At 73.3% G+C, this 18,312-nt stretch carries 16 protein-coding genes; 9 read left to right on the top strand and 7 right to left on the bottom strand.

From position 1 onward, the window contains the following. Positions 1-6 precede the first annotated feature (6 nt). Genes AC1DXT_RS04760 through AC1DXT_RS04750 form a run of 3 tightly spaced genes read left to right on the top strand, consistent with a single transcriptional unit; the run spans position 7 to position 3,565 of the window. On the top strand, positions 7-1,392 hold the full coding sequence (locus AC1DXT_RS04760; RefSeq protein ID WP_477060203.1) for an MFS transporter: 1,386 nt from the start codon (positions 7-9) through the stop codon (positions 1,390-1,392). Further along, positions 1,389-2,411, top strand: coding sequence for a TolB-like translocation protein (locus tag AC1DXT_RS04755; protein ID WP_477060202.1), 1,023 nt, complete (start codon positions 1,389-1,391; stop codon positions 2,409-2,411). Before AC1DXT_RS04760 ends, AC1DXT_RS04755 begins: the two co-directional genes overlap by 4 nt. Next, complete coding sequence (locus AC1DXT_RS04750; RefSeq protein WP_477060201.1) at positions 2,387-3,565, top strand: glycosyltransferase; 1,179 nt, start codon at positions 2,387-2,389, stop codon at positions 3,563-3,565. The genes AC1DXT_RS04755 and AC1DXT_RS04750 overlap by 25 nt, the downstream gene beginning before the upstream one ends. Positions 3,566-3,572: 7 nt before the next feature. Here AC1DXT_RS04750 and AC1DXT_RS04745 read toward each other — a convergent pair whose 3' ends face one another. Further along, complete coding sequence (locus tag AC1DXT_RS04745) at positions 3,573-4,421, bottom strand: hypothetical protein (RefSeq protein WP_477060200.1); 849 nt, start codon at positions 4,419-4,421, stop codon at positions 3,573-3,575. A 193-nt stretch (positions 4,422-4,614) separates the two neighbouring features. On the opposite strand from AC1DXT_RS04745, the gene AC1DXT_RS04740 reads away from it, so the two are divergent. Together AC1DXT_RS04740 and AC1DXT_RS04735 are read left to right on the top strand one after the other, a co-directional pair. Beyond that, positions 4,615-5,562 carry a hypothetical protein gene (locus tag AC1DXT_RS04740; protein ID WP_477060199.1) on the top strand — a complete coding sequence of 316 codons (948 nt, stop codon included), beginning with the start codon at positions 4,615-4,617 and terminating at the stop codon, positions 5,560-5,562. Beyond that, positions 5,555-6,997 (top strand): O-antigen ligase family protein, encoded by a 1,443-nt coding sequence (locus tag AC1DXT_RS04735; RefSeq protein ID WP_477060198.1) that lies wholly within the window; start codon positions 5,555-5,557, stop codon positions 6,995-6,997. The genes AC1DXT_RS04740 and AC1DXT_RS04735 overlap by 8 nt, the downstream gene beginning before the upstream one ends. Before the next feature lie 10 nt (positions 6,998-7,007). Here the strand turns inward: AC1DXT_RS04735 and AC1DXT_RS04730 are convergent, their stop codons facing one another. The 5 genes from AC1DXT_RS04730 to AC1DXT_RS04710 are packed head-to-tail and all read right to left on the bottom strand — an operon-like array spanning position 7,008 to position 12,296. Then, positions 7,008-8,327 (bottom strand): glycosyltransferase family 4 protein, encoded by a 1,320-nt coding sequence (locus AC1DXT_RS04730; protein ID WP_477060197.1) that lies wholly within the window; start codon positions 8,325-8,327, stop codon positions 7,008-7,010. Further along, positions 8,327-8,587, bottom strand: a complete 261-nt coding sequence (locus AC1DXT_RS04725; protein ID WP_477060196.1) for an acyl carrier protein — start codon at positions 8,585-8,587, stop codon at positions 8,327-8,329. The genes AC1DXT_RS04730 and AC1DXT_RS04725 overlap by 1 nt, the downstream gene beginning before the upstream one ends. A gap of 19 nt (positions 8,588-8,606) precedes the next feature. Then, the gene (locus AC1DXT_RS04720) at positions 8,607-9,833 is read right to left on the bottom strand and encodes a pyridoxal-dependent decarboxylase, exosortase A system-associated (RefSeq protein WP_477060195.1); all 1,227 of its coding nucleotides are present in this window, start codon (positions 9,831-9,833) and stop codon (positions 8,607-8,609) included. Next, complete coding sequence (locus AC1DXT_RS04715) at positions 9,830-11,392, bottom strand: acyl-CoA ligase (AMP-forming), exosortase A system-associated (RefSeq protein WP_477060194.1); 1,563 nt, start codon at positions 11,390-11,392, stop codon at positions 9,830-9,832. The genes AC1DXT_RS04720 and AC1DXT_RS04715 overlap by 4 nt, the downstream gene beginning before the upstream one ends. Positions 11,393-11,444: 52 nt before the next feature. After that, positions 11,445-12,296, bottom strand: a complete 852-nt coding sequence (locus AC1DXT_RS04710; protein ID WP_477060193.1) for a hypothetical protein — start codon at positions 12,294-12,296, stop codon at positions 11,445-11,447. Positions 12,297-12,692: 396 nt separating this feature from the next. On the opposite strand from AC1DXT_RS04710, the gene AC1DXT_RS04705 reads away from it, so the two are divergent. From AC1DXT_RS04705 to AC1DXT_RS04695, 3 genes are all read left to right on the top strand, one after another. Further along, complete coding sequence (locus AC1DXT_RS04705; protein ID WP_477060192.1) at positions 12,693-14,267, top strand: DUF4082 domain-containing protein; 1,575 nt, start codon at positions 12,693-12,695, stop codon at positions 14,265-14,267. A 120-nt stretch (positions 14,268-14,387) separates the two neighbouring features. Continuing rightward, positions 14,388-15,248: a glycosyltransferase family 2 protein gene (locus tag AC1DXT_RS04700; protein WP_477060191.1), complete on the top strand. Its 861-nt coding sequence runs from the start codon at positions 14,388-14,390 to the stop codon at positions 15,246-15,248. After that, positions 15,248-15,913, top strand: a complete 666-nt coding sequence (locus AC1DXT_RS04695) for a polysaccharide deacetylase family protein (RefSeq protein ID WP_477060190.1) — start codon at positions 15,248-15,250, stop codon at positions 15,911-15,913. The genes AC1DXT_RS04700 and AC1DXT_RS04695 overlap by 1 nt, the downstream gene beginning before the upstream one ends. Here AC1DXT_RS04695 and AC1DXT_RS04690 read toward each other — a convergent pair. After that, positions 15,897-16,850, bottom strand: coding sequence for a glycosyltransferase family 2 protein (locus AC1DXT_RS04690; RefSeq protein WP_477060189.1), 954 nt, complete (start codon positions 16,848-16,850; stop codon positions 15,897-15,899). The genes AC1DXT_RS04695 and AC1DXT_RS04690 overlap by 17 nt on opposite strands. Positions 16,851-17,058: 208 nt before the next feature. On the opposite strand from AC1DXT_RS04690, the gene AC1DXT_RS04685 reads away from it, so the two are divergent. After that, positions 17,059-18,306: a hypothetical protein gene (locus AC1DXT_RS04685; RefSeq protein WP_477060188.1), complete on the top strand. Its 1,248-nt coding sequence runs from the start codon at positions 17,059-17,061 to the stop codon at positions 18,304-18,306. The last annotated feature ends 6 nt before the right edge of the window (positions 18,307-18,312 follow it).

Below are 18,312 nucleotides of genomic sequence, written 5' to 3'. Positions count from 1 at the left end.
CGCGCGGTGTACCTGTCCCTGCGCGACCGTCCCGCCCGCTCCGACGCCGCGTCACCCGAAGAGGCGCGCGCGGTCAGGGCCGCCAAGCGCGGTCGGGTCTCGTCGGTGGTCATCACGCTCGGCGTGGTGAGCATGCTCACCGACATCTCGTCGGAGTCGGTCGCCGCCGTCCTGCCCCTGTACCTGACCACCGCCCTGGGTCTCTCGACGCTCGCGTACGGCTTCGTCGACGGCCTCATGCAGGGCGCCAGCGCACTGGTCCGGATCGCGGGCGGCTGGGCGGCGGACAGGGGCGACCACCCCAAGTGGGTCGCGGTCGTCGGGTACGGGCTGTCGGCGGTCACCCGGGGAGTGCTCCTGGTCGCCAGCAGCTTCGCGGCGGTGACGGCGATCGTCGCGATCGACCGCGTCGGCAAGGGGATCCGCACCGCGCCGCGCGACGCGATGATCACCGCCTCGTCGGACCCGCGCACGCTCGGTCGGTCGTTCGGGGTGCACCGCACGCTCGACACGATCGGTGCCGCCCTCGGACCGCTCCTCGCGTTCGTCGTCCTGTGGGCCATCCCCGACGGCTACCAGACCGTGTTCGTCATCTCGTTCGGCTGCGCCGTCATCGGGCTCGCCGCCCTGGTCCTGCTGGTGCCCGACCTGCGCCCGCGCCGGGCGGCCTGGCTCACGCAGCACCGGTCCCGCGAGGCCCGCAAGCTGCCGAAGTGCAAGGGCTGCACCTGCGACATCCCCGGGCTCGAGCCGGCCGGCCGGCCGTTCAGCTGGTCGTTCCTCACCGAGCCGGGGCTGCGGCGGATCTTCGTCATGGCCGGCATCCTCGCGCTGCTCACCGTGGGTGACGGCTTCATCTACCTGTCCCTGCAGGCCCGCGACGGGTTCGCGACGCAGTGGTTCCCGCTGCTGTACGTGGGCACCAACCTGGCCTACATGTCGCTCGCCATCCCCGTCGGTCGGCTGGCGGACCGGGTCGGCCGGGCGCGGGTGTTCGTGTGGGGTCATGCCGCGCTGGTGGTCGCCTACGTGTGCGCCGGCGTCGCGACCGCCTCGGCCGTGACCACCGTGGCGGCCCTGCTCCTGCTCGGGCTCTTCTACGCCGCGACGGACGGGGTGCTCGCCGCGCTCGTCGGGCGCCGGGCCGCCCCGAACGCCCGGGCGTCCGCGATCGGCACCGCCCAGACCGTGGTGGCCGTGGCCCGCATGGCCTCGTCCGCACTCTTCGGCCTGCTCTGGTACACCGTGGGCCGCGGACCGGCGATCCTCTCCGTCGCGGTCCTGCTCGCGTGCGCCGTGCCGGTCGCGTGGTACGTCGTCCGCGGGCTCGACGCGGCGCCCCAGGACGCCGACGCGGGACCCGAGCTCGTCGACGCCGAGGACGGCCGGTGAGGCGTGTGCCGCCGCGCGTGGCGATCCTCGTCGCCGTCACGGTCGTCGTCCTGGTCGGCGTGGGCGCCTACGCCGTCGCCGCCTGGCGCGCCAACCAGGCCGCGATCGAGTCCGCGCCCGCCGTCGAGTCGACCGACCTGGACGCCGTGCTCGCCGCGCCGCACATCGTGTTCCGCTCGACGCTGCCCGGCAACGAGTACGGCCTGGTCTCGGCGGTGCCCCTCGACGACCCCGGCGGCGCACGCGCGTTCACGGACGTCGCCTGCGACCGCGTGGACGTCGCCGGCCCTGTCGCCTCGTGCCTGCGCACGATCGCCGGCATCGCCACCCGGTGGGAGGCCGAGGTGCTCGACACCGACTGGCAGCCCGTCGAGACGTGGGGCCTGCCGGGCATCCCCAGCCGCACGCGCCTGTCCGACGACGGCACCCTGGTCGCGACGACCTCGTTCGTCACCGGCCACTCCTACGCGACGGTCGGGTTTTCGACCCTCACCGAGATCCACCGCGCCGACGGCACCTCGCTGGGCAACGTGGAGGACTTCGCGCTGACGGTCGACGGAGCCCCGTTCACCGCCGCGGACCGCAACATCTGGGGCGTGACGTTCGTCGACGACGACGAGTTCTACGCGACCGCCGCCTCGCAGTCCGTCGGCACCACCTGGCTGGTGCGCGGCTCCGTCGAGGACCGGACCCTCACGTCCCTGCGCACCGACGCCGAGTGCCCGTCGATCTCCCCGGACCGCACGCAGGTGGCCTACAAGAAGGTGGTCGACACCGTCGGAGGGCAGCCCGTCTGGTCGCTCGCCGTGCTGGACCTGGCCGACGGCACCGAGACGTTGCTGCCGGCCACCCGCGGGGTCGACGACCAGGCCGCGTGGCTCGACGACGACACCCTCCTGTACGGCCTGCCGCGGGCGGACCTGCCCGGCACCACCGACGTGTGGGCGGTGGACACGACGCCCGACGCGACCCCTGCCGTCCTCATCCCCGGGGCGTGGTCGCCGGCGGTGGTGGAGTGATCGCGGCGGGGGGCGAGGTGCGGTGCCTGGTGTACGCGCCGTACTCGTTCAGCGGACGCGGACCGGCGGAGAGCTGTGCGCAGATCGCCGGTGGGATGGCGGCCGCCGGCGTCCGCACCGAGGTCCACGCGGGCCGCAGCAGGACCGCGCTCCCCGAGGGGGTGACGGTGCGCACCCCCGTCCCGCCGGTGACCAGCCGGCTCCCGTGGCGCCGGGTCGAGCGGCCCGCGCTGCGCCTGCTCGACCGCCGGTTCCGCCGCACCGTGGACGCGGCGGACCCCGGGTCGACCGTCGCCCACTTCTGGCCCGGCACACCCGGTGCCGCCGTCGAGGCCGCACGCGACCGGGGCATCGTCACGGTGCGCGAGATGATCAACTCGGCCTGCGCGACCTCCGGACCCCTCCTGGACCGGGCCTACGCCCGGTTGGGCATGCCCCCCACGCACGCGGTGACCCGGGACGTCATCGAGGGCGAGACGGCCGAGCTGCGGCTCTACGACTACTACTTCGCGTCGAACCCGGAGGTCGAGAAGTCCCTCCTCGCGCTCGACGTCCGGCCCGAGCAGATCCTGCGGACGTCGTTCGGCTGGCGACCCGAGCGGTTCGCGCTCGGTGCCCCGGTCGAGCGGGGGCCGGGGTTCCGGGCCGTGTTCGTCGGCCGGATCGGCGTGCGCAAGGGAGTGCCCGAGCTGCTGGAGGCCTGGGCGTCCCTGGACGTCGAGGGCGAGCTGGTCCTCGTCGGCGCCGTCGACGACGAGATCCGTGACCTCGTCGACGCGCACGCGCGGTCGGGCCGCGTCCGGCTGGCCGGCTACGTCGACAACCCCGCAGTGCTGTACTCCGGGTCCGACGTCTTCGTCTTCCCCACCTGGGAGGAGGGCGGGCCGCAGGTGACCTACGAGGCGGCCGCCTGCGGCCTCCCGGTCGTCACGACGCCGATGGGTGCCGCCCGCCTGGTCGAGCAGGGGCGCACGGGTGTGGTGGTCGAGCCCGGCTCCGCGCCCCAGATCGCTGCTGCGCTCCGGCTGCTGGCCGAGGACGCCGAGACCCGGCGCGCGTACGGAGCGGCCGCGCGTGCGGCCGCCGACCGGTTCACGTACGGCCGGGTGGGCGCTCAGCGCGCAGAGCTGCTCCGCGGGGTGCTCGGCGGCTAGTCCCCGCTCACTGGTCGGCGCCCGGGCGGCGGCGGTCGATGTTCGCCGCCGGTCCGGACGCGACCACCTTGGCGTCGTTCGGCGCCAGGTCCTGCGGCGGAGCCGGTCGCTTCCCACGCGGCGGCGGTCCTCCCGGCTGGGCGCGTCGCCGGCCCGCCCCCGGCGCCGACCGGCGTCCGTGCCGGGGTCCTGCTGCTGCGCTCGGCGCCGCGGGGACCACCCCCGACCACGGCTGGCGGGCCGAGCGCGGCTCGAGGATCTGGATCGCGGCGAGCACCCCGACCCCCACCAGCACCCAGATCATCGCGAGCGCGCGGACCTTGCTGCCGTGCATGTAGGAGATCGACGGGGTAGCCGGCACGACCGCCGTGGTGATCAGGTCCGACGGTGCGACGCCCTCCTGCAGCCCCGCGAGCTCGGCGTCGATGCGCTCGATGAGCTCCGCCCGACGCACCCGGACAGCGTCGGCCGTGGGGCCGCTCACCTGGATGTCGAGCACCTGGCGGGGGTACACGCGGGACCACTGCCCGCCGTGGTCCGGCAGCTTGACCTGCCACCCGTCGAGGATGCCCTGGCCGACGATCGTCGCCGCCGGGTCGGCCATCTGGTTCCACGTCGCGTTCCCGTTCACGCGCTTCGCGACGGCACCGGCGGCGATGATGAGATCGCTCGAGGTGGTCCGCAGGGCGTTGGGGTTGATCGCGCTGGTGGGCGCCAGGAACGTGACCTCCGCGTGGGACCAGTACGCGCCCTCGGCGGTGACGGCGACGTAGCTGGCGAGCACGCCGATGAGGACAGCGCCGAGAAGCACGTACCACCGGCGGACGAGCGCTTGGAGCGCGTCCCAGATCGTCATCGCCCGCCACCTCCTGCCACCTCGTCGAGTCTGGCATGCAGACCCGGGCGGACCGCTCGGCGACCGGATGAAGATATCGTGACGAATCGGACATGATTCCGAGTGCCTGTGCCACCAGCGCGGGACCCGGCACTAACCTCGAAGGACCGCCGCCAGCCCGTCCGCTCGCGGGTCGATCTGGACAGGAGCAGCCATGGAGTTCACCGCTGTCGCTGCTGCACTGCTGCGGCGGTGGTACGTCGTGCTCGTGGGTCTCGCCATGACCGTGGGACTCGTGTACGTCGCCAACGACGCCGTCCCGCCGACGTACAGCGCGACCGGCAGCGTGCTCCTCCTGCCGCCCGGCGCGTCCCTCGAGGACGGCTCGAACCCCCTGCTCCAGCTGGGCGGGCTCGAGCAGCCCGCGGCGCTGGTCGTCGCGTACCTCGCGGGTGACGAGGCCCGTCAGGTGTTCGCGAAGGACTTCCCGAACACCACCTATGACATCGTGCTCGACCCGCTGTCCCGCGGCCCGCTGGTCCTGATCACCGTGGAGGACCCCTCGAAGGACGACGTGATGGAGGCCCTGAACTCGGTCCTCGCCACGCTGCCCGAGGCCCTGTCCATGCTGCAGGACCAGGTCGACGCCCCGGCCGACTCGCGGGTCACCTCGATGCCGCTGTCGGTCGACAGGGAGCCCACCACCGAGCGCGGCGACTCCCTGCGCGCGCTCATCGCCGCGGCGGGGTTCGCCCTGGTGCTCACGCTCGTCGGTGCGATCGCCTTCGACGCGCTGGCAGCCCGGCGACGTGAGCGCCGCCGTGCGACGGTGCGCGCCGACGAGCCCGAGGCACCCGCCGCCGCGGCCGTCGAGACGGAGCCCGTCGAGGCGACCGCCCCCGAGGACGCCGCGCCCGACGTGACGCCCGTCGTGGTCCCCGAGCTCGTCCCCGACGTCCCCGAGGTCGCCCCGGAGCCGGCGCCGGGCCAGGCGGAGCGCGGGGCGCTGTCGGACGCCGCCAAGACCTGGCCCGCCGGCGTCCCGCACATCGAGTCGCGCGACTTCGCCCGGTCGGAGGAGCAGTACGGCTCCGAGTGGCCGCCGCGGGCGCTGGACGGGCCGTCCCGCGACGACGAGTCGCGCGTCGCGCGTCGTGGATAGCTCGACCGTCTCGACCGTCACGACCGCGCGGTCGCGCGACGCCCTGCGCACGACCGGCGTCCTCACGTGGCTGACCGTCTACCTCGTCCTGCTGTTCGGCATCCCGTCGCGGCTGGTGTTCCACCCGCTGGGCAGCGCCGGCGCACCCTCGACGCTGTTCGGGCTCGCGAGCGCCCTCGTGTGGTTCCTCGCGCAGCTCTGGCGCTCGGCGAGCGTGGCCGGCCCTCGTCGACCGGTCCGGATCGCGCTCACGTACTTCCTGGTCACCGTCGGGATCAGCTACGTCGCGGCGATGACGCGGCCGATCGACTCCGACGAGGTCAGCCCGGCCGACGTCGCGGTGCTCGTGGTCATCTCCTGGTCCGGCGCGCTGCTGACGGCGCACGACGGCCTGACCAAGCTGCGGGACGTCGAGGTGCTGGTGCGCCGGTTCGCCTTCATCGGCGGGCTGATGGCCCTGGTGGGGCTCGCCCAGTACGTGACCAAGCAGCCGCTGGTCGACCGCATCGCCATCCCGGGCCTGACCGCGGTGAGCGATGTCAGCGCGGCCTTCCGCAACGGTCTGGTGCGCATCTCGGGGACGGCGACCAGCCCGATCGAGTTCGGCGCGCTCCTGTCGATCCTCCTGCCCCTCGCCCTGCACGGGGCGCTCCACCCCGCCGGGCGCGGGTTCGTGCGGCGCTGGTTCCCGGTCGCGACGATCTCGCTGGCCCTGGCCCTGTCGATGTCCCGCTCGGCGTACATCGGCCTCGCGGTCTGCATGCTCGTGCTCCTGGTGGGCTGGCCGCCTGCCCTGCGCTGGCGGGTGGGCGGGTCGTTCGTCCTCGTCGCCGGCGTGCTCGCGGCCGGCGTCCCCCGCCTCTTCAGCTCGGTCCGCGGCATGTTCAGCGGGGTGAAGGACGACCCGAGCATCACGTCACGGACCGACAGCTACGCGGTCGCCTGGCAGTTCTTCACCGACGCGCCCTGGTTCGGTCGCGGCCTCGGCACCTTCCTGCCCAAGTACCGGATCTTCGACAACAACTACCTCGGCCTGCTGGTCAGCGCCGGGATCGTCGGGACGGTCGCGTTCCTCGCCATCCCGGTCACCGCGATCGTCGTCCTGGTGCGCCGTCGGCGCCGGTGGGCGGACCCGCAGTCACGCGACCTCGCGCTCTCCCTCGTCGCGGGGATCCTGGCCGGTGCGGTCTCGCTCGCCTTCTTCGACGGGTTCGGGTTCCCGATGACGATGGGGACGCTGTTCCTGGCGCTCGGCATCGCGGGGGCGCTGATCCGGCTGCATCCGAGCGACCGCGACACGGGCCGACCACCGCCGGCGGTGGACGTGGAGCCGGCACCCGCCCTGCCCGCCCCGCCGCCCGCGGTCACGCCACCTACCGAGCCGCTCGACACGCGCCGAGCCCGGCGTGTGGGCTCGGCCGACGCACCGCGCTGACGGCTCCGGCTCAGCGCGCGGGGCCCCGGGACCGGACGAACGACTCGAGCTCGCCGGGCGTCTCGAGGTCGATGTACGCGCGTCCCCACGGGTCTGCGGGGTCGGGCGCGGGGTCGTCCGACGGGACCCTCGAGCGGAACCCGAGCAGGCCGTCGAACACCCCGAGGTACCGGCGCCGCTGCGGACGCCAGTCGAGCTCCGCGACGGCACGCTCGCGCGCGGCCAGCGACAGGGCGACCCGCCGGTCCTCGTCGTCCAGGAGCTCCTCGACCGCGTCCGCGAAGGCGCCGACGTCCCCCGACGGCACGATGACGCCGGTGTCGCCCGCTGAGAAGCGGGTCTCGGTGAGGTCGAACGAGATGGCCGGCACGGCGTAGGCCATGTACTCCATGGTCTTGTTCATGGTCGACGCGTCGTTCAGCGGGGTGTTGCGGTCCGGCCCGACCCCGATGCTCGCCGCGCTCAGGTAGTCGCCGATCTCCCGCGGACCGACCCGGCCGGTGAACTCCACCACGTCGTCGAGCCCGAGCGCGGTGCACTGACGGCGCAGGTCCTCGAGGGTGTCCCCGAAGCCGAGCAGCGCCGCGCGCACGTCACGACGCCCGCGCACGCGGACCAGCTCGTCCATGACCTCGAGCACCACGTGCACGTCGTCCTGCGGGCCCATGATCCCGAGGTAGGCCAGGAGGTGCCCGCCGCGCGCGCGATCCGACTCGGGCACCACCGGCCGCATCCTGCGGGTGTCCGGGCCGCTGCGCACGACCTCGGTGTGCTCACGCGGCACCCCGCCGCGCTCCAGGGCGACGCGGCGGTACGACTCGTTGGTCGAGATGACCCGGTGCGCCGCCCGGAACGTGCGGCGCTCGAGCCAGAGCAGCCCGGCGTACTGCGCGCGCGCCCCGGCCGAGCGCGGCTCACCGAATCGCGACCGGAACAGCTCGGGGTTGAGGTCGTGGTGGTCGAACACGAAGCGCACCCCGGCGACGCGCCACAGGAGGGCCAGGAGCCAGTAGGTGTCCGGCGGGTTGCACGCCTGGATGACGTCGAACCCGCGCTCGCGCCGCACCACCACCGACAGCCACGCGGTGCGCAGCCACGAGTACGCGAACTCGACGACGAACCCGAGCAGGCCGTTCGCCTCGGGCGCCGGGCGGTACTTGTAGATGCCGACCCCGTCGAGCACCTGCCGGGCGGGATCGTCCGGCCCCTTCGGGCAGATGACGCTCACCTCGTAGCCCGCGGCGGTCAGGGCCTGGGCCTCCAGCCACACCCTCCGGTCCAGCGGGACCGGCAGGTTCTGGACGATGATCAGGACGCGTGGCGGGCGCATCAGGCCGACGGGAGCTTGCCCTCGACGAACTGCGCGAGCGCGCCCAGGGTCTCGAAGATCTCGCCGGAGAACTCCTCGTCGTCGATCGTGATGCCGAAGTGCGACTCGAGGTTGGTGACCACCTCGAGCACGCCGAGGGAGTCGAGCTCGGGCACGGCGCCGAAGAGCGGGCTGGTCGCGGTCAGGGTCGCGGCCCGGTCCTCGATGCCGAGGGTGGTGACGACGATGCCCTTGACACCCTCGAGTGTTGCGTCGGTCATGAGGCTCCTTGGTGGTGGGTCAGACGAGGATCTCGACGGGTGCGGGGTGGCCCAGGAACGCCGTCGGGCTGGCTGTCAGGCCGTACGCGCCGGCCTGGAAGACGACGACGAGGTCGCCGACGTCGGCCCGCGGCAGCTCGACGCGGTCGCCGAGCAGGTCGAGAGGGGTGCAGAGGCAGCCGACGACGGTCGCGGTCTCCTCCGGCTCGGCCGAGATCCGCTCCCCGACCGCAAGCGGATAGTTGCGGCGGATCACCTGGCCCAGGTTGCCGGACGCGGCGAGCTGGTGGTGCATCCCGCCGTCGACCACGAGGTACGTGCTGCCGCGCGACACCTTCCTGTCGACGACCCGCGTGACGTAGACGCCGGCCTCGGCGACGAGGTAGCGGCCGAGCTCGATGACGAACTCGGCGTCCGGGAGCGCCGGCGCGAGCCGCGTCTCCACGAGCTCGGTCAGGTGGGCGGCGACCGCGACGACGTCCAGCGGCTGGTCGGTCGGGAAGTACGGGACGCCGAACCCACCGCCGAGGTTGACGTACCGGACCGGCTGCGGCGCGTCGGCGCTCAGGGCCAGCACCAGCTCGACCGTGCGCGTCTGCGCCTGCATGAGGAGGTCCGCCGAGAGGTTCTGCGACCCCGCGAAGACGTGGAACCCGACCAGGTCGACTCCCGCCGCGTCGAGCTCGCGCAGGAGGTCGGGCACCTGCTCGGCGTCGACGCCGAACTGCTGCGGACCCCCACCCATCCGCATCCCGGAGCCGCGGACGGCGAAGTCGGGGTTGACGCGCACAGCGACGCGCGGTCGCACGCCCAGCTCGGCGCCGGCGGCGACGACGCGGCGCGCCTCACCCTCCGACTCGATCTCGATCGTGACGCCCGACGCGACCGCCTGCTCGAGCTCCGCGGTGGTCTTGCCCGGGCCGGCGAAGCTCACGCGGGACGGGTCGGTCCCGGTATCCAGGGCCACCCGCATCTCGTAGGCGCTCGCGACGTCGAGCGAGTCGACCAGAGAGGCGAGCAGATGCACGACGGCGGGCATGGGGTTGGCCTTGACGGCGTAGCCGAGGCTCAGCTTCTCGGGGAGCACCGAGCGCAGCAGGGCGACGCGCTCCTCGATGAGCTTGCGGTCGTACGCGAAGAAGGGGGTCGAGCCGACGCGGCGCGCGAGCCGGTCCACGCCGATCCCGCCCACGGTCAGCACGCCGTCGACCTCGCCGAACGAGGTCACGGTGGTCGAGGCCGTCACGACGCGTACTCCGCCCGGACGCGCGGTCGGTCGTACTTGCCGTTCGGCGACCGGGGTACCGAGTCCCGGACCACGATCTCGGCGGGGACCATGAACGTCGGCAGCGCGCTGCGCAGGGCGGCGAGGAGGGTCGCCGGATCGAGCGTCGCGCCCGCCGGCGGGGCCACGACCAGCACGATCCGCTGCCCGAGCCGGTCATCCTCCACGCCGAAGGCGACCGCGTCGACGGCGAGCTCGGTGCGCAGCGCCGCCTCCTCCACCTCCGACGGGCTGACCCGGTAGCCGGACGTCTTGATCATCTCGTCGGCACGCCCGACGAAGTAGAGGAAGCCGTCCTCGTCGGACACGACCGTGTCTCCCGACCACACCGCGAGCTCCGGCAGCCGGTGCCCGGTGGTGGGCCCGGGGACCGGGCGGAACCGCTGAGCGGTGCGCTCCGGGTCGCCCCAGTACCCGAGCGAGACGAGGGCGCCACGGTGCACGAGCTCGCCGGGCTCCCCCGGGTCGCAGCGGGTGCCGTCGGGCCGGACCACGAGGATCTCCGCGTTCGGGATCGCCTTGCCGATCGAGTCCGGCCGACGGTCCACCTCGGCGGGATCCAGGTAGGTCGACCGGAACGCCTCGGTCAGCCCGTACATCAGGTACGGGCGCGCGTCCGGGAACAGGGCGCGCAGCTTGTCCAGGACCGTCTTCGGCATCCGGCCCCCGGTGTTCGCGAAGTACCGCAGCGACTCGCGCGCCTCCGCCGACCAGTCGAGGCCGGCGATCTGGATCCACAGCGGTGGCACGCAGGTCAGCCCGGTCACCTTCCACCTCGCGCACGCGCGGGCCACGTCGGCGGGGACGAGGTAGTTGAGCAGCACGACGTGCGCGCCGACGGCGAGGGCCGTGGTCACCTGCGACAGACCCGCGTCGAAGCTGAGCGGCAGGACGGAGAGGATGACGTCGTCGGCGGTGTTCTCGAGGTACTGGCTGACGCTCTGCGCCCCCACCACGAGGTTGCGATGGCTGAGGACGACGCCCTTCGGCAGGCCGGTGCTGCCGGACGTGTAGAGGATGGCCGCGACGTCGAGGTCCACCCCGGAGGCCAGCGGCTCGACCGTCGCCCCGCTCAGGAGCGAGTCCCAGCCGTGCACCGCGATCCCGTCGGGCGCCGCCCCGGGCTCGTCGACCACGACGACGTGCTCCAGGGCGGGGCACTGCGCGAGCACGTCCGTGAGGAGGTCGAGGCGCGCGGCCGACGTGACCAGGACGCGAGCGCCCGAGTCGGTCAGGATGTGCCCGACCTGCGCGGGCTTGAGCAACGGGTTCACGGGCACGAACGCACCACCGGCGACCGACGTCCCGAGGAACGCCGTGACGGTCTCGGGGCGCTTCTCCAGGAACACGGCGACGCGGTCCTCCCGCGCCAGGCCGAGACCGGCGAGCGCGGAGCCGCAGCGACGTGCGGCGGCCCACAGGTCCGCGTAGGTCAGCGTGTCGTTCTTGAACGAGAGCGCGGGTGCGTGTCCGGCCAGCTGGGACCGTGCCGCGAGGAGTTCGTGCCAGACCGTGACCACGGCGTCAGCGTAACGACCGCTCCTGCCCGGATTCGGGGCACAAGGGGTGAAGTCACCACGGCACGGAGGTGATCTCGCTGTAGAGGTCGTCGATGTCGCCGGCCTCGACGTCGGCCCCGCGGAACAGCTTCGGCCGCCCCGTGACCGTGCGCGACAACCCGACCGGGCCGCCGACGATCCGCCGCTCGGCGAGCAGGACCGGCATGCCACGGACCAGCAGGTGCGCGCCGAGGCGGCCTACCCCGCGCAGGAACAGGGCGGTGTCGCCGACGTGCACCAGCGCGGCGAACAGCGGCAGCCGCTTGCGGCGCACCCGCCGGTACATCACGTAGCAGGGCCGGTCGTCGACCAGCAGGACGACGTGCCGCACGGCCGCGGCGCCCACGTGGTCACGGAAGATCTCGGCGTCGCGCCCCGTGAGCAGCGCGGCGATGCGCCGCTCGTCGGTGACGACCTTCACCCGCGCTCGCCAGAGGGGGAGGTTCGGGCGGACGTCCGTCGTCGTGTCGAGCCTCTGGAACCCCAGCCGCAGGTCGATCGGCACCACCGACCCGCTGGGCGAGAGGTCGGTGAACACCTCGGCGCCGCTGGACAGCAGGGCGCGCAGCAGCCGGAGGCCCTGCGCTCCGTACCCGTCGAGGACGCACCAGGCCGCGAGGTTGCAGACGCGTCTCTCCCGGCCGGCGACCACACGCTCCGAGAAGAAGGCGGCGTAGACGCCGACCAGGACGCCGTCGGCCCGCAGGCAGTAGCCGTGGGTGGTCTCGGCCGTGCGCCAGGAGGGCACGAGCGCACGCGCCCACTCGTCCGCCGACAGCCCCTGGTTGAGGTTCTCGTGCAGGAAGCGAGCGATCTCGGGGAGGGAGTCGTCGTCGACCGGGCTGAGGCGCACGGGGGTCGTCACGGTCGTGCAGCCTGCCATGACGTGCCTCGCGTGTCACCGCGCCCGCGCCGCCGCAGACCGTCACACGTCCGGGTGAGGCTTGTCCGAAGATGCCCGGTTTCATGGGGCAACCGGTGCAGTTCGTCTCAGATAGTGAGACAAAGTCCATAACGAGTTTTGTTGGACGTTCTTCCAGTTCAGCCCAAGATCAGGGGTTTACACCCATTGCTCCATCCGGGTGAAGGTTTGTCGGTAAGTTCACCCATGCGAGCATGAGGGCCGCTTCGTTATCCAACAGTGACAAAACGGCGCCCCTCCGCACGGAGGCATGAGATATCGGCCCACCCGGGTCTCTCGCGGCGCCGCGATGGTAGGGAGACACACCTCGTGAATCGATCGAGCACGCACAGAGCGCCCATGCGGCGCGCGCCCTTGGCGCGAGTCATCGCGACCGTCGCAGCAGCAGCGGTCGTGGGGGTCACTCTCAGCATCGCCAGCTCCGGGGCCACCCTGACCCCGGCCCAGGCTGCGGCCGCGATCGAGCCCAAGGTCACCGTGTGGGGCGACTCCGTCCCCGCCGGCGGCACCGTCGACGCCGACCAGGACAGCGTCGAGCTCGGCACCCCGTTCACCCCCGCGAAGGACGGCGTCGTCCTCGGTGTCCGGTTCTACAAGACCCCCGAGAACTCCGGCGCCCACGTCGGCAACCTCTGGGACGCCTCCGGGAAGCGCCTCGCGTCGGTCACGTTCAGCGCCGAGACCTCGCGCGGCTGGCAGACCGCCTACTTCGACCAGCCCGTGAAGCTGAAGGCCGGCTCCGGCTACGTCGCCTCGTACCTCGCCCCGAAGGGCCGCTACCTCCAGACGCAGCAGTTCTGGTCCGGCTCGCAGACCGACCTCCTGTCGGTCCCGCGCGGCAGCTCGGGCGTCTACTCGTACGGCAAGTCCAGCTCGTTCCCGAAGCAGACCTGGAACCGCAGCCAGTACTGGGTCGACCCGGTGTTCGCGCCGTCGACCGGCTCGGGCAGCACGCCGACGGCATCGCCGACCACGAGCCCCACCGCGACCCCCACCAAGACGCCGACCCCGACGCCCACCGTCACGCCGACGCCCACCCCGACGGCCACGGCGACCCCGACGCCCACGCCGACGGCCACCTCGACGCCCACGCCGACCCCGACGCCGACGGCCACCCCGACGCCGACCCCGCCGCCGGCCACGGGTGCCTACCCGAGCGCGTCGACCACCGGTGTCCCCGCGGGCGTCGCCCTGACGCCGTACACGGGCCCGTCCCGCATCACGCAGCCGGGCACGGTCATCGACTCCAAGCTGATCACCACGCCGCTGGTCATCACCGCCACGGCGAGCGACGTCGTCATCCGTAACTCGGTCGTCCGTGCGAGCGGCTTCTGGCTCGTCCTGAACGACGAGGGCGCGAAGAACCTCCAGATCGTCGACACGGAGCTCGACGGCAACGGCAACACGAACAACGACGCCGCTGTCGCCGGACGCAACTACACGCTCACCCGCGTGAACATCCACGGCACGATCGACGGCCTCAAGATCGGCGACAACGTCACCGTGCAGGACTCGTACATCCACGACCTGCTCATGACGTCCGACTCGCACAACGACGGCATCCAGTCGCTCGGGTCCGACAACGTCAAGCTCGTGCACAACACGATCCTGGTGGCCAAGGGCTCGACGTCCGCGATCATCCTGTCCACCGGCTCGGCCGACTCGATGAAGAACATCCTCATCGACCGCAACCTGATGGGCGGCGGCGCGTACACCGTGTACGGCGGCTACCAGCAGGGCACCGACGTGCTGTCCCGGGTGAACAACGTGGTCATCTCGAACAACCACATCACGACGACGATCTTCCCCAACGGCGGCGCCTACGGACCGTTCTCGTCCGTCAACGCCCCCGCCGTGACCCTCTCGGGGAACGTGTGGCACGACGGCCCCAAGGCCGGCCAGCCCGTCGGCTGACCCCAGCACGCAGGGCATGACCCGCACCGGACGTGATCCCGTAGTCTCGGGCTCGCGTCCGGTGCGGCTCTGTCTCCCCGCCTGACGGTCCGTACCGGCAGGACGAGGAGGAGCGGCCCGATGACCAGCGTGATCATCGCCGCGTACAACGAGGCGGCGGTCATCGGTCGCAACCTCGACCGGCTCCTGGCGGGGACGGCACCCGGCGAGCTCGAGGTGATCGTGGTGGCCAACGGGTGCGTCGACCAGACGGTCGCCGAGGCGAGCGCCCGCGACGTCCACGTGCTCGACCTCCCGGCACCCGGCAAGGCGGCCGCCCTCAACGCCGGGGACGCGGTCGCGACGAGCACCCCCCGGGTCTACCTCGACGCCGACATCGCCGCGACGCCCGCCACGGTCCGCGCCCTCGCCGCCGCGCTCGAGCAGCCCGGCCCGGACGGCGCCCCGGCCCCGCTCGCGGCGGTCCCCGACCGGCACCTCGTCCTGACCGGCCGCCCCCTCGCGGTCCGCTGCTACTACGCGATCCAGTCACGGCTGCCGGCGGCGCAGACAGGCCTCTACGGCCGAGGGATGATCGCGCTGTCCGCCGCCGGCCGGTCCCGCTTCGCGCGGTTCCCGGACCTCCAGGCCGACGACCTCTTCCTCGACTCCCTCTTCTCCGCCCAGGAGCGGGTGGTGGTGAGGTCGGTGGCCACCGAGGTCGAGACGCCCCGCAGGACGCGCGACCTCGTCGCCCGGCTGACCCGCGTGCGCCGCGGGAACGTCGCCCTGCGCGCCCGCGCGGCCGCGGAGGGCCGGGCCGGGGTGCGCCCGTCCAGCCGCACCAGCTGGTTGTCGGACGTCGTCCTGCGTCGCCCGTGGCTCGCGCCCGCAGGCGTCGTCTACGCGGTGCTCACCCTCGTCGCCGACCGCCGCGCACGCCGGGGCGGGGACCAGTGGGAGCTCGACGCGTCGTCGCGCCTGGCAGGGGGCACGCGCTGATGGGCCGCCGGGACGTGCGCAACATCTGCTTCCACGGCATCGGGACGCCGGGCCGGACGATCGACGACGACGAGGCCCGGTACTGGATCACCGCGGACGAGTACCTGCGGATCCTCGACGAGATCGCGACGTGGCCGTCGACGGTGATCTCGTTCGACGACGGCAACGCCTCGGACGTGGAGCTCGGCCTGCCCGGGCTGGTCGAGCGCGGTCTGACCGCCACGTTCTTCGTCCTCGCAGGCCGGCTGGACACCGCCGGGAGCGTGACGACCCCGCAGGTCGCCGAGCTCGGTGCCGCGGGGATGCGGGTCGGGTCGCACGGCATGGACCACGTGTCGTGGCGGGCCATGTCCCCCGCCGTCCGCCACCGCGAGCTCGTCGAGGCCCGCGACGTGATCGCGGCCGTCGCGGGCGACGTCACGGAGGCCGCCCTGCCGCGAGGTCAGTACGACCGCGCGACGCTGCGCTCGCTGCGGCAGCTGGGGTACACGGCCGTGCACACCTCCGACCGGCGCCTCGCGACGGCCGGCGCGTGGCTCCAGCCGCGGTTCAGCGTGACGCGCGACGACACTCCGCAGACCCTGGCCCGAGCGGCGCTCGTCCCCCCGCCGGTCCATCGCCGTGCGGCCCTCGAGCTCAAGGGACTGCTCAAGCGCTGGCGGTGACCGGCGCGATGCTGTGCGGGCCCGGCGTCTCACGCAGGTAGCGCGGGCTGAGCAGTCCGCGCAGCGCCGCCCGGCTCGTCTGCTTGCCGAGCAGTGCGCGGCTGCCCTCGCGGCCCACCAGCACCACCCAGAAGGCGGCGGTGGCGACCGGACCGTGCCGACGGCTGTACAGCCGGAGCCGGTTGGCCACCAGCAGCCGCCACAGCGCGGGGTTGCCGGCCGAGCCCCCCTCGAGGTGCACGGCGTGCGCGGTCGGGACGAACCACGTGGGGTACCCCGCGTCACGGGCGCGCAGGGCGAAGTCGGTCTCCTCGGAGTACAGGAAGTACGACTCGTCCCACGGGCCCACGGCGTCCCAGCACGCGGCGGAGACGAGCTGCGTGGACCCCTCCGCCCAGTCGGTGGGCGACTCGGCCTCGTAGTCGCGCGGGTCGGTGATCACCTCACCCAGGTCGGCGACCGAACCCGCGCGCTCCGCGCCGAGCACGGCGTCCGCCACGGCCCGCCGCAGGGTGGGTTCGCGGCGTCGGGACGAGATGAGCTTGCCGCGGGCGTCGTCGAGCCTCGGGACGGCGATCCCAGCACCGGTGCGACCGAGGGCGGCGACGAGCTCGGGGACGCAGCCCGGGCCCAGCCGGACGTCCGGGTTGAGCACGAGGACGGCGGACCGGTCCGGCACCTGTGCGGCACCCAGGTTGATCCCGGCCGCGTACCCCCCATTGCGGCCGGACCGCACCACCACGGCGTCCGGCGCGAGCTCCCCGACCACCTCGACCGTGCCGTCGCTCGAGCCGTTGTCGACCACGACGAGGGTCCAGTCGAGGGGTCCCAGCCCGGCCGGGAGCGACTCCAGCAAGCCCGGCACGACGTCCGCGCTGTTGTACGTCACGACGACGACCGCCACCCGACCGGGGGCGCCGCGCGGATCAGCAGGCACCGTGGTCATCCTCGGGTCGACGGGCTGGAGCGGGCTGCGGGCATCGTTGCACGCGACCCGATCGAGCCGCATCACCCGTCCGCGCGCGGGCCCGGCGGATGCTCGCCACCACCCGGGTGAACCTCGCCGCCAGGTGTCCAACCTGCCCCTTTCGTCCCCTATCGTCGACACGTCGATGCGACGCACGAGCGCTCGGGGGGAGGTCACGATGCCAGGCACGCAGCCGCGCCGCACACCGGTGTCCATCGTCTGCGTCTTCAACGACCTCGACGTCCGCACGACGTGCCTCGACGCCTCGATCACCGCGGGGATGCCGGACGCCCCGGACACCGAGTACCTCCCCGTCGACAACCGCGAGGGCCGTTTCAGCTCCGCCGGGGCGGCGCTCAACGACGGGGCCCGCCGCGCGCGGCACGACGTCGTCGTCTTCGTCCACCAGGACGTCTACCTGCACTCCCTCGTCGCGCTGGAGGTCGCCGCGGCCGCGCTGCAGGACGACCCGGACGCGGGCCTGGTCGGCGCCGTGGGCATCACGTCGTCCGGCTCGGTCGCCGGCGTCGTGCGCGACCGCGTCGTGATGATCGGGGCGGCCTCGTCACCGTCGGTCCAGGTGGACAGCGTCGACGAGGTCCTGTTCCTGATCGAGCGCGAGCGTGTGCTCGCGGAGCCGCTCAGCGAGCACCCCGACCTGGCGTGGCACGCCTACGCGGTCGAGTACGGCGCGCGCGTCCGCAGCCAGGGACTGCGCGTGCGGACCGACGACGTCGTCCTGACGCACAACAGCATGACCACGAACCTCGACCGGCTCGCCGAGGCGCACGCGCGCGTGGGGCAGGCGTACCCGGACCTGCTCCCCCTGCGGACCACGTGCGGCGTCGTGCGCGCCGCGCAGCACCGCGGCCGGTGGAGCACCGCGTGGCGCCGCCGGCACGGGGTCGCCACCTGGCTCCGGGAGTCCCTCGCCGCGGCACGGCTCGCCCGGCTCGACGGCCGTGGCATCCGGGACGTCGTGATCGGCGACATCCGGCTGACCGTGGACGACGTGCTGGACCTCGGCGACGTCGGGCACCTCGACGTCGTGAACCTGCTCCCGAGCCGCGCGGACGCGCAGCCGTGGACCCCGGTGTCGGTCTCGCGTCGAGGCCGCGACGTCTCCGCGGCCGCCATGACCGTCGACGAGCTCGCCCGGTCGGTCGTCGCGCCCGAGCCCGGCCGGGCGCTCCTCGTCGCCGGCGTCGACGAGGGCGCGCTGCGCGCACTGGCCCCCGCCCTGCGCACCGTCCCGCACCTCGTCGGGCTGGCCCAGGACACCGGCGCCTGGATCCTGGTCGGCTCGGCCGTCGACCAGGTCCGCGCACCCTGGCCGACGCGCCGCAACGCGCCCTTCGGGCTGCGCCCCCGTCCTGCCACCGCCCCGGAGAGCTCCGCAGGTGCACCCGCGGAGCTCGCCCGGTAGCGGGGT

This window comes from Cellulomonas sp. P1_G12_2 (assembly GCF_056405535.1).
This window is presented reverse-complemented; position numbering and strand designations above follow the sequence as displayed.

What these genes read in the sequence shown, in the direction of transcription:
- AC1DXT_RS04745 (WP_477060200.1), bottom strand. Translation starts at nt 4,421, where the DNA reads ATGACGATCTGGGACGCGCTCCAAGCGCTCGTCCGCCGGTGGTACGTG.
- AC1DXT_RS04740 (WP_477060199.1), top strand. Translation starts at nt 4,615, where the DNA reads ATGGAGTTCACCGCTGTCGCTGCTGCACTGCTGCGGCGGTGGTACGTC.
- AC1DXT_RS04730 (WP_477060197.1), bottom strand. Translation starts at nt 8,327, where the DNA reads ATGCGCCCGCCACGCGTCCTGATCATCGTCCAGAACCTGCCGGTCCCG.
- AC1DXT_RS04725 (WP_477060196.1), bottom strand. Translation starts at nt 8,587, where the DNA reads ATGACCGACGCAACACTCGAGGGTGTCAAGGGCATCGTCGTCACCACC.
- AC1DXT_RS04705 (WP_477060192.1), top strand. Translation starts at nt 12,693, where the DNA reads ATGCGGCGCGCGCCCTTGGCGCGAGTCATCGCGACCGTCGCAGCAGCA.
- AC1DXT_RS04700 (WP_477060191.1), top strand. Translation starts at nt 14,388, where the DNA reads ATGACCAGCGTGATCATCGCCGCGTACAACGAGGCGGCGGTCATCGGT.
- AC1DXT_RS04695 (WP_477060190.1), top strand. Translation starts at nt 15,248, where the DNA reads ATGGGCCGCCGGGACGTGCGCAACATCTGCTTCCACGGCATCGGGACG.
- AC1DXT_RS04685 (WP_477060188.1), top strand. Translation starts at nt 17,059, where the DNA reads ATGCCAGGCACGCAGCCGCGCCGCACACCGGTGTCCATCGTCTGCGTC.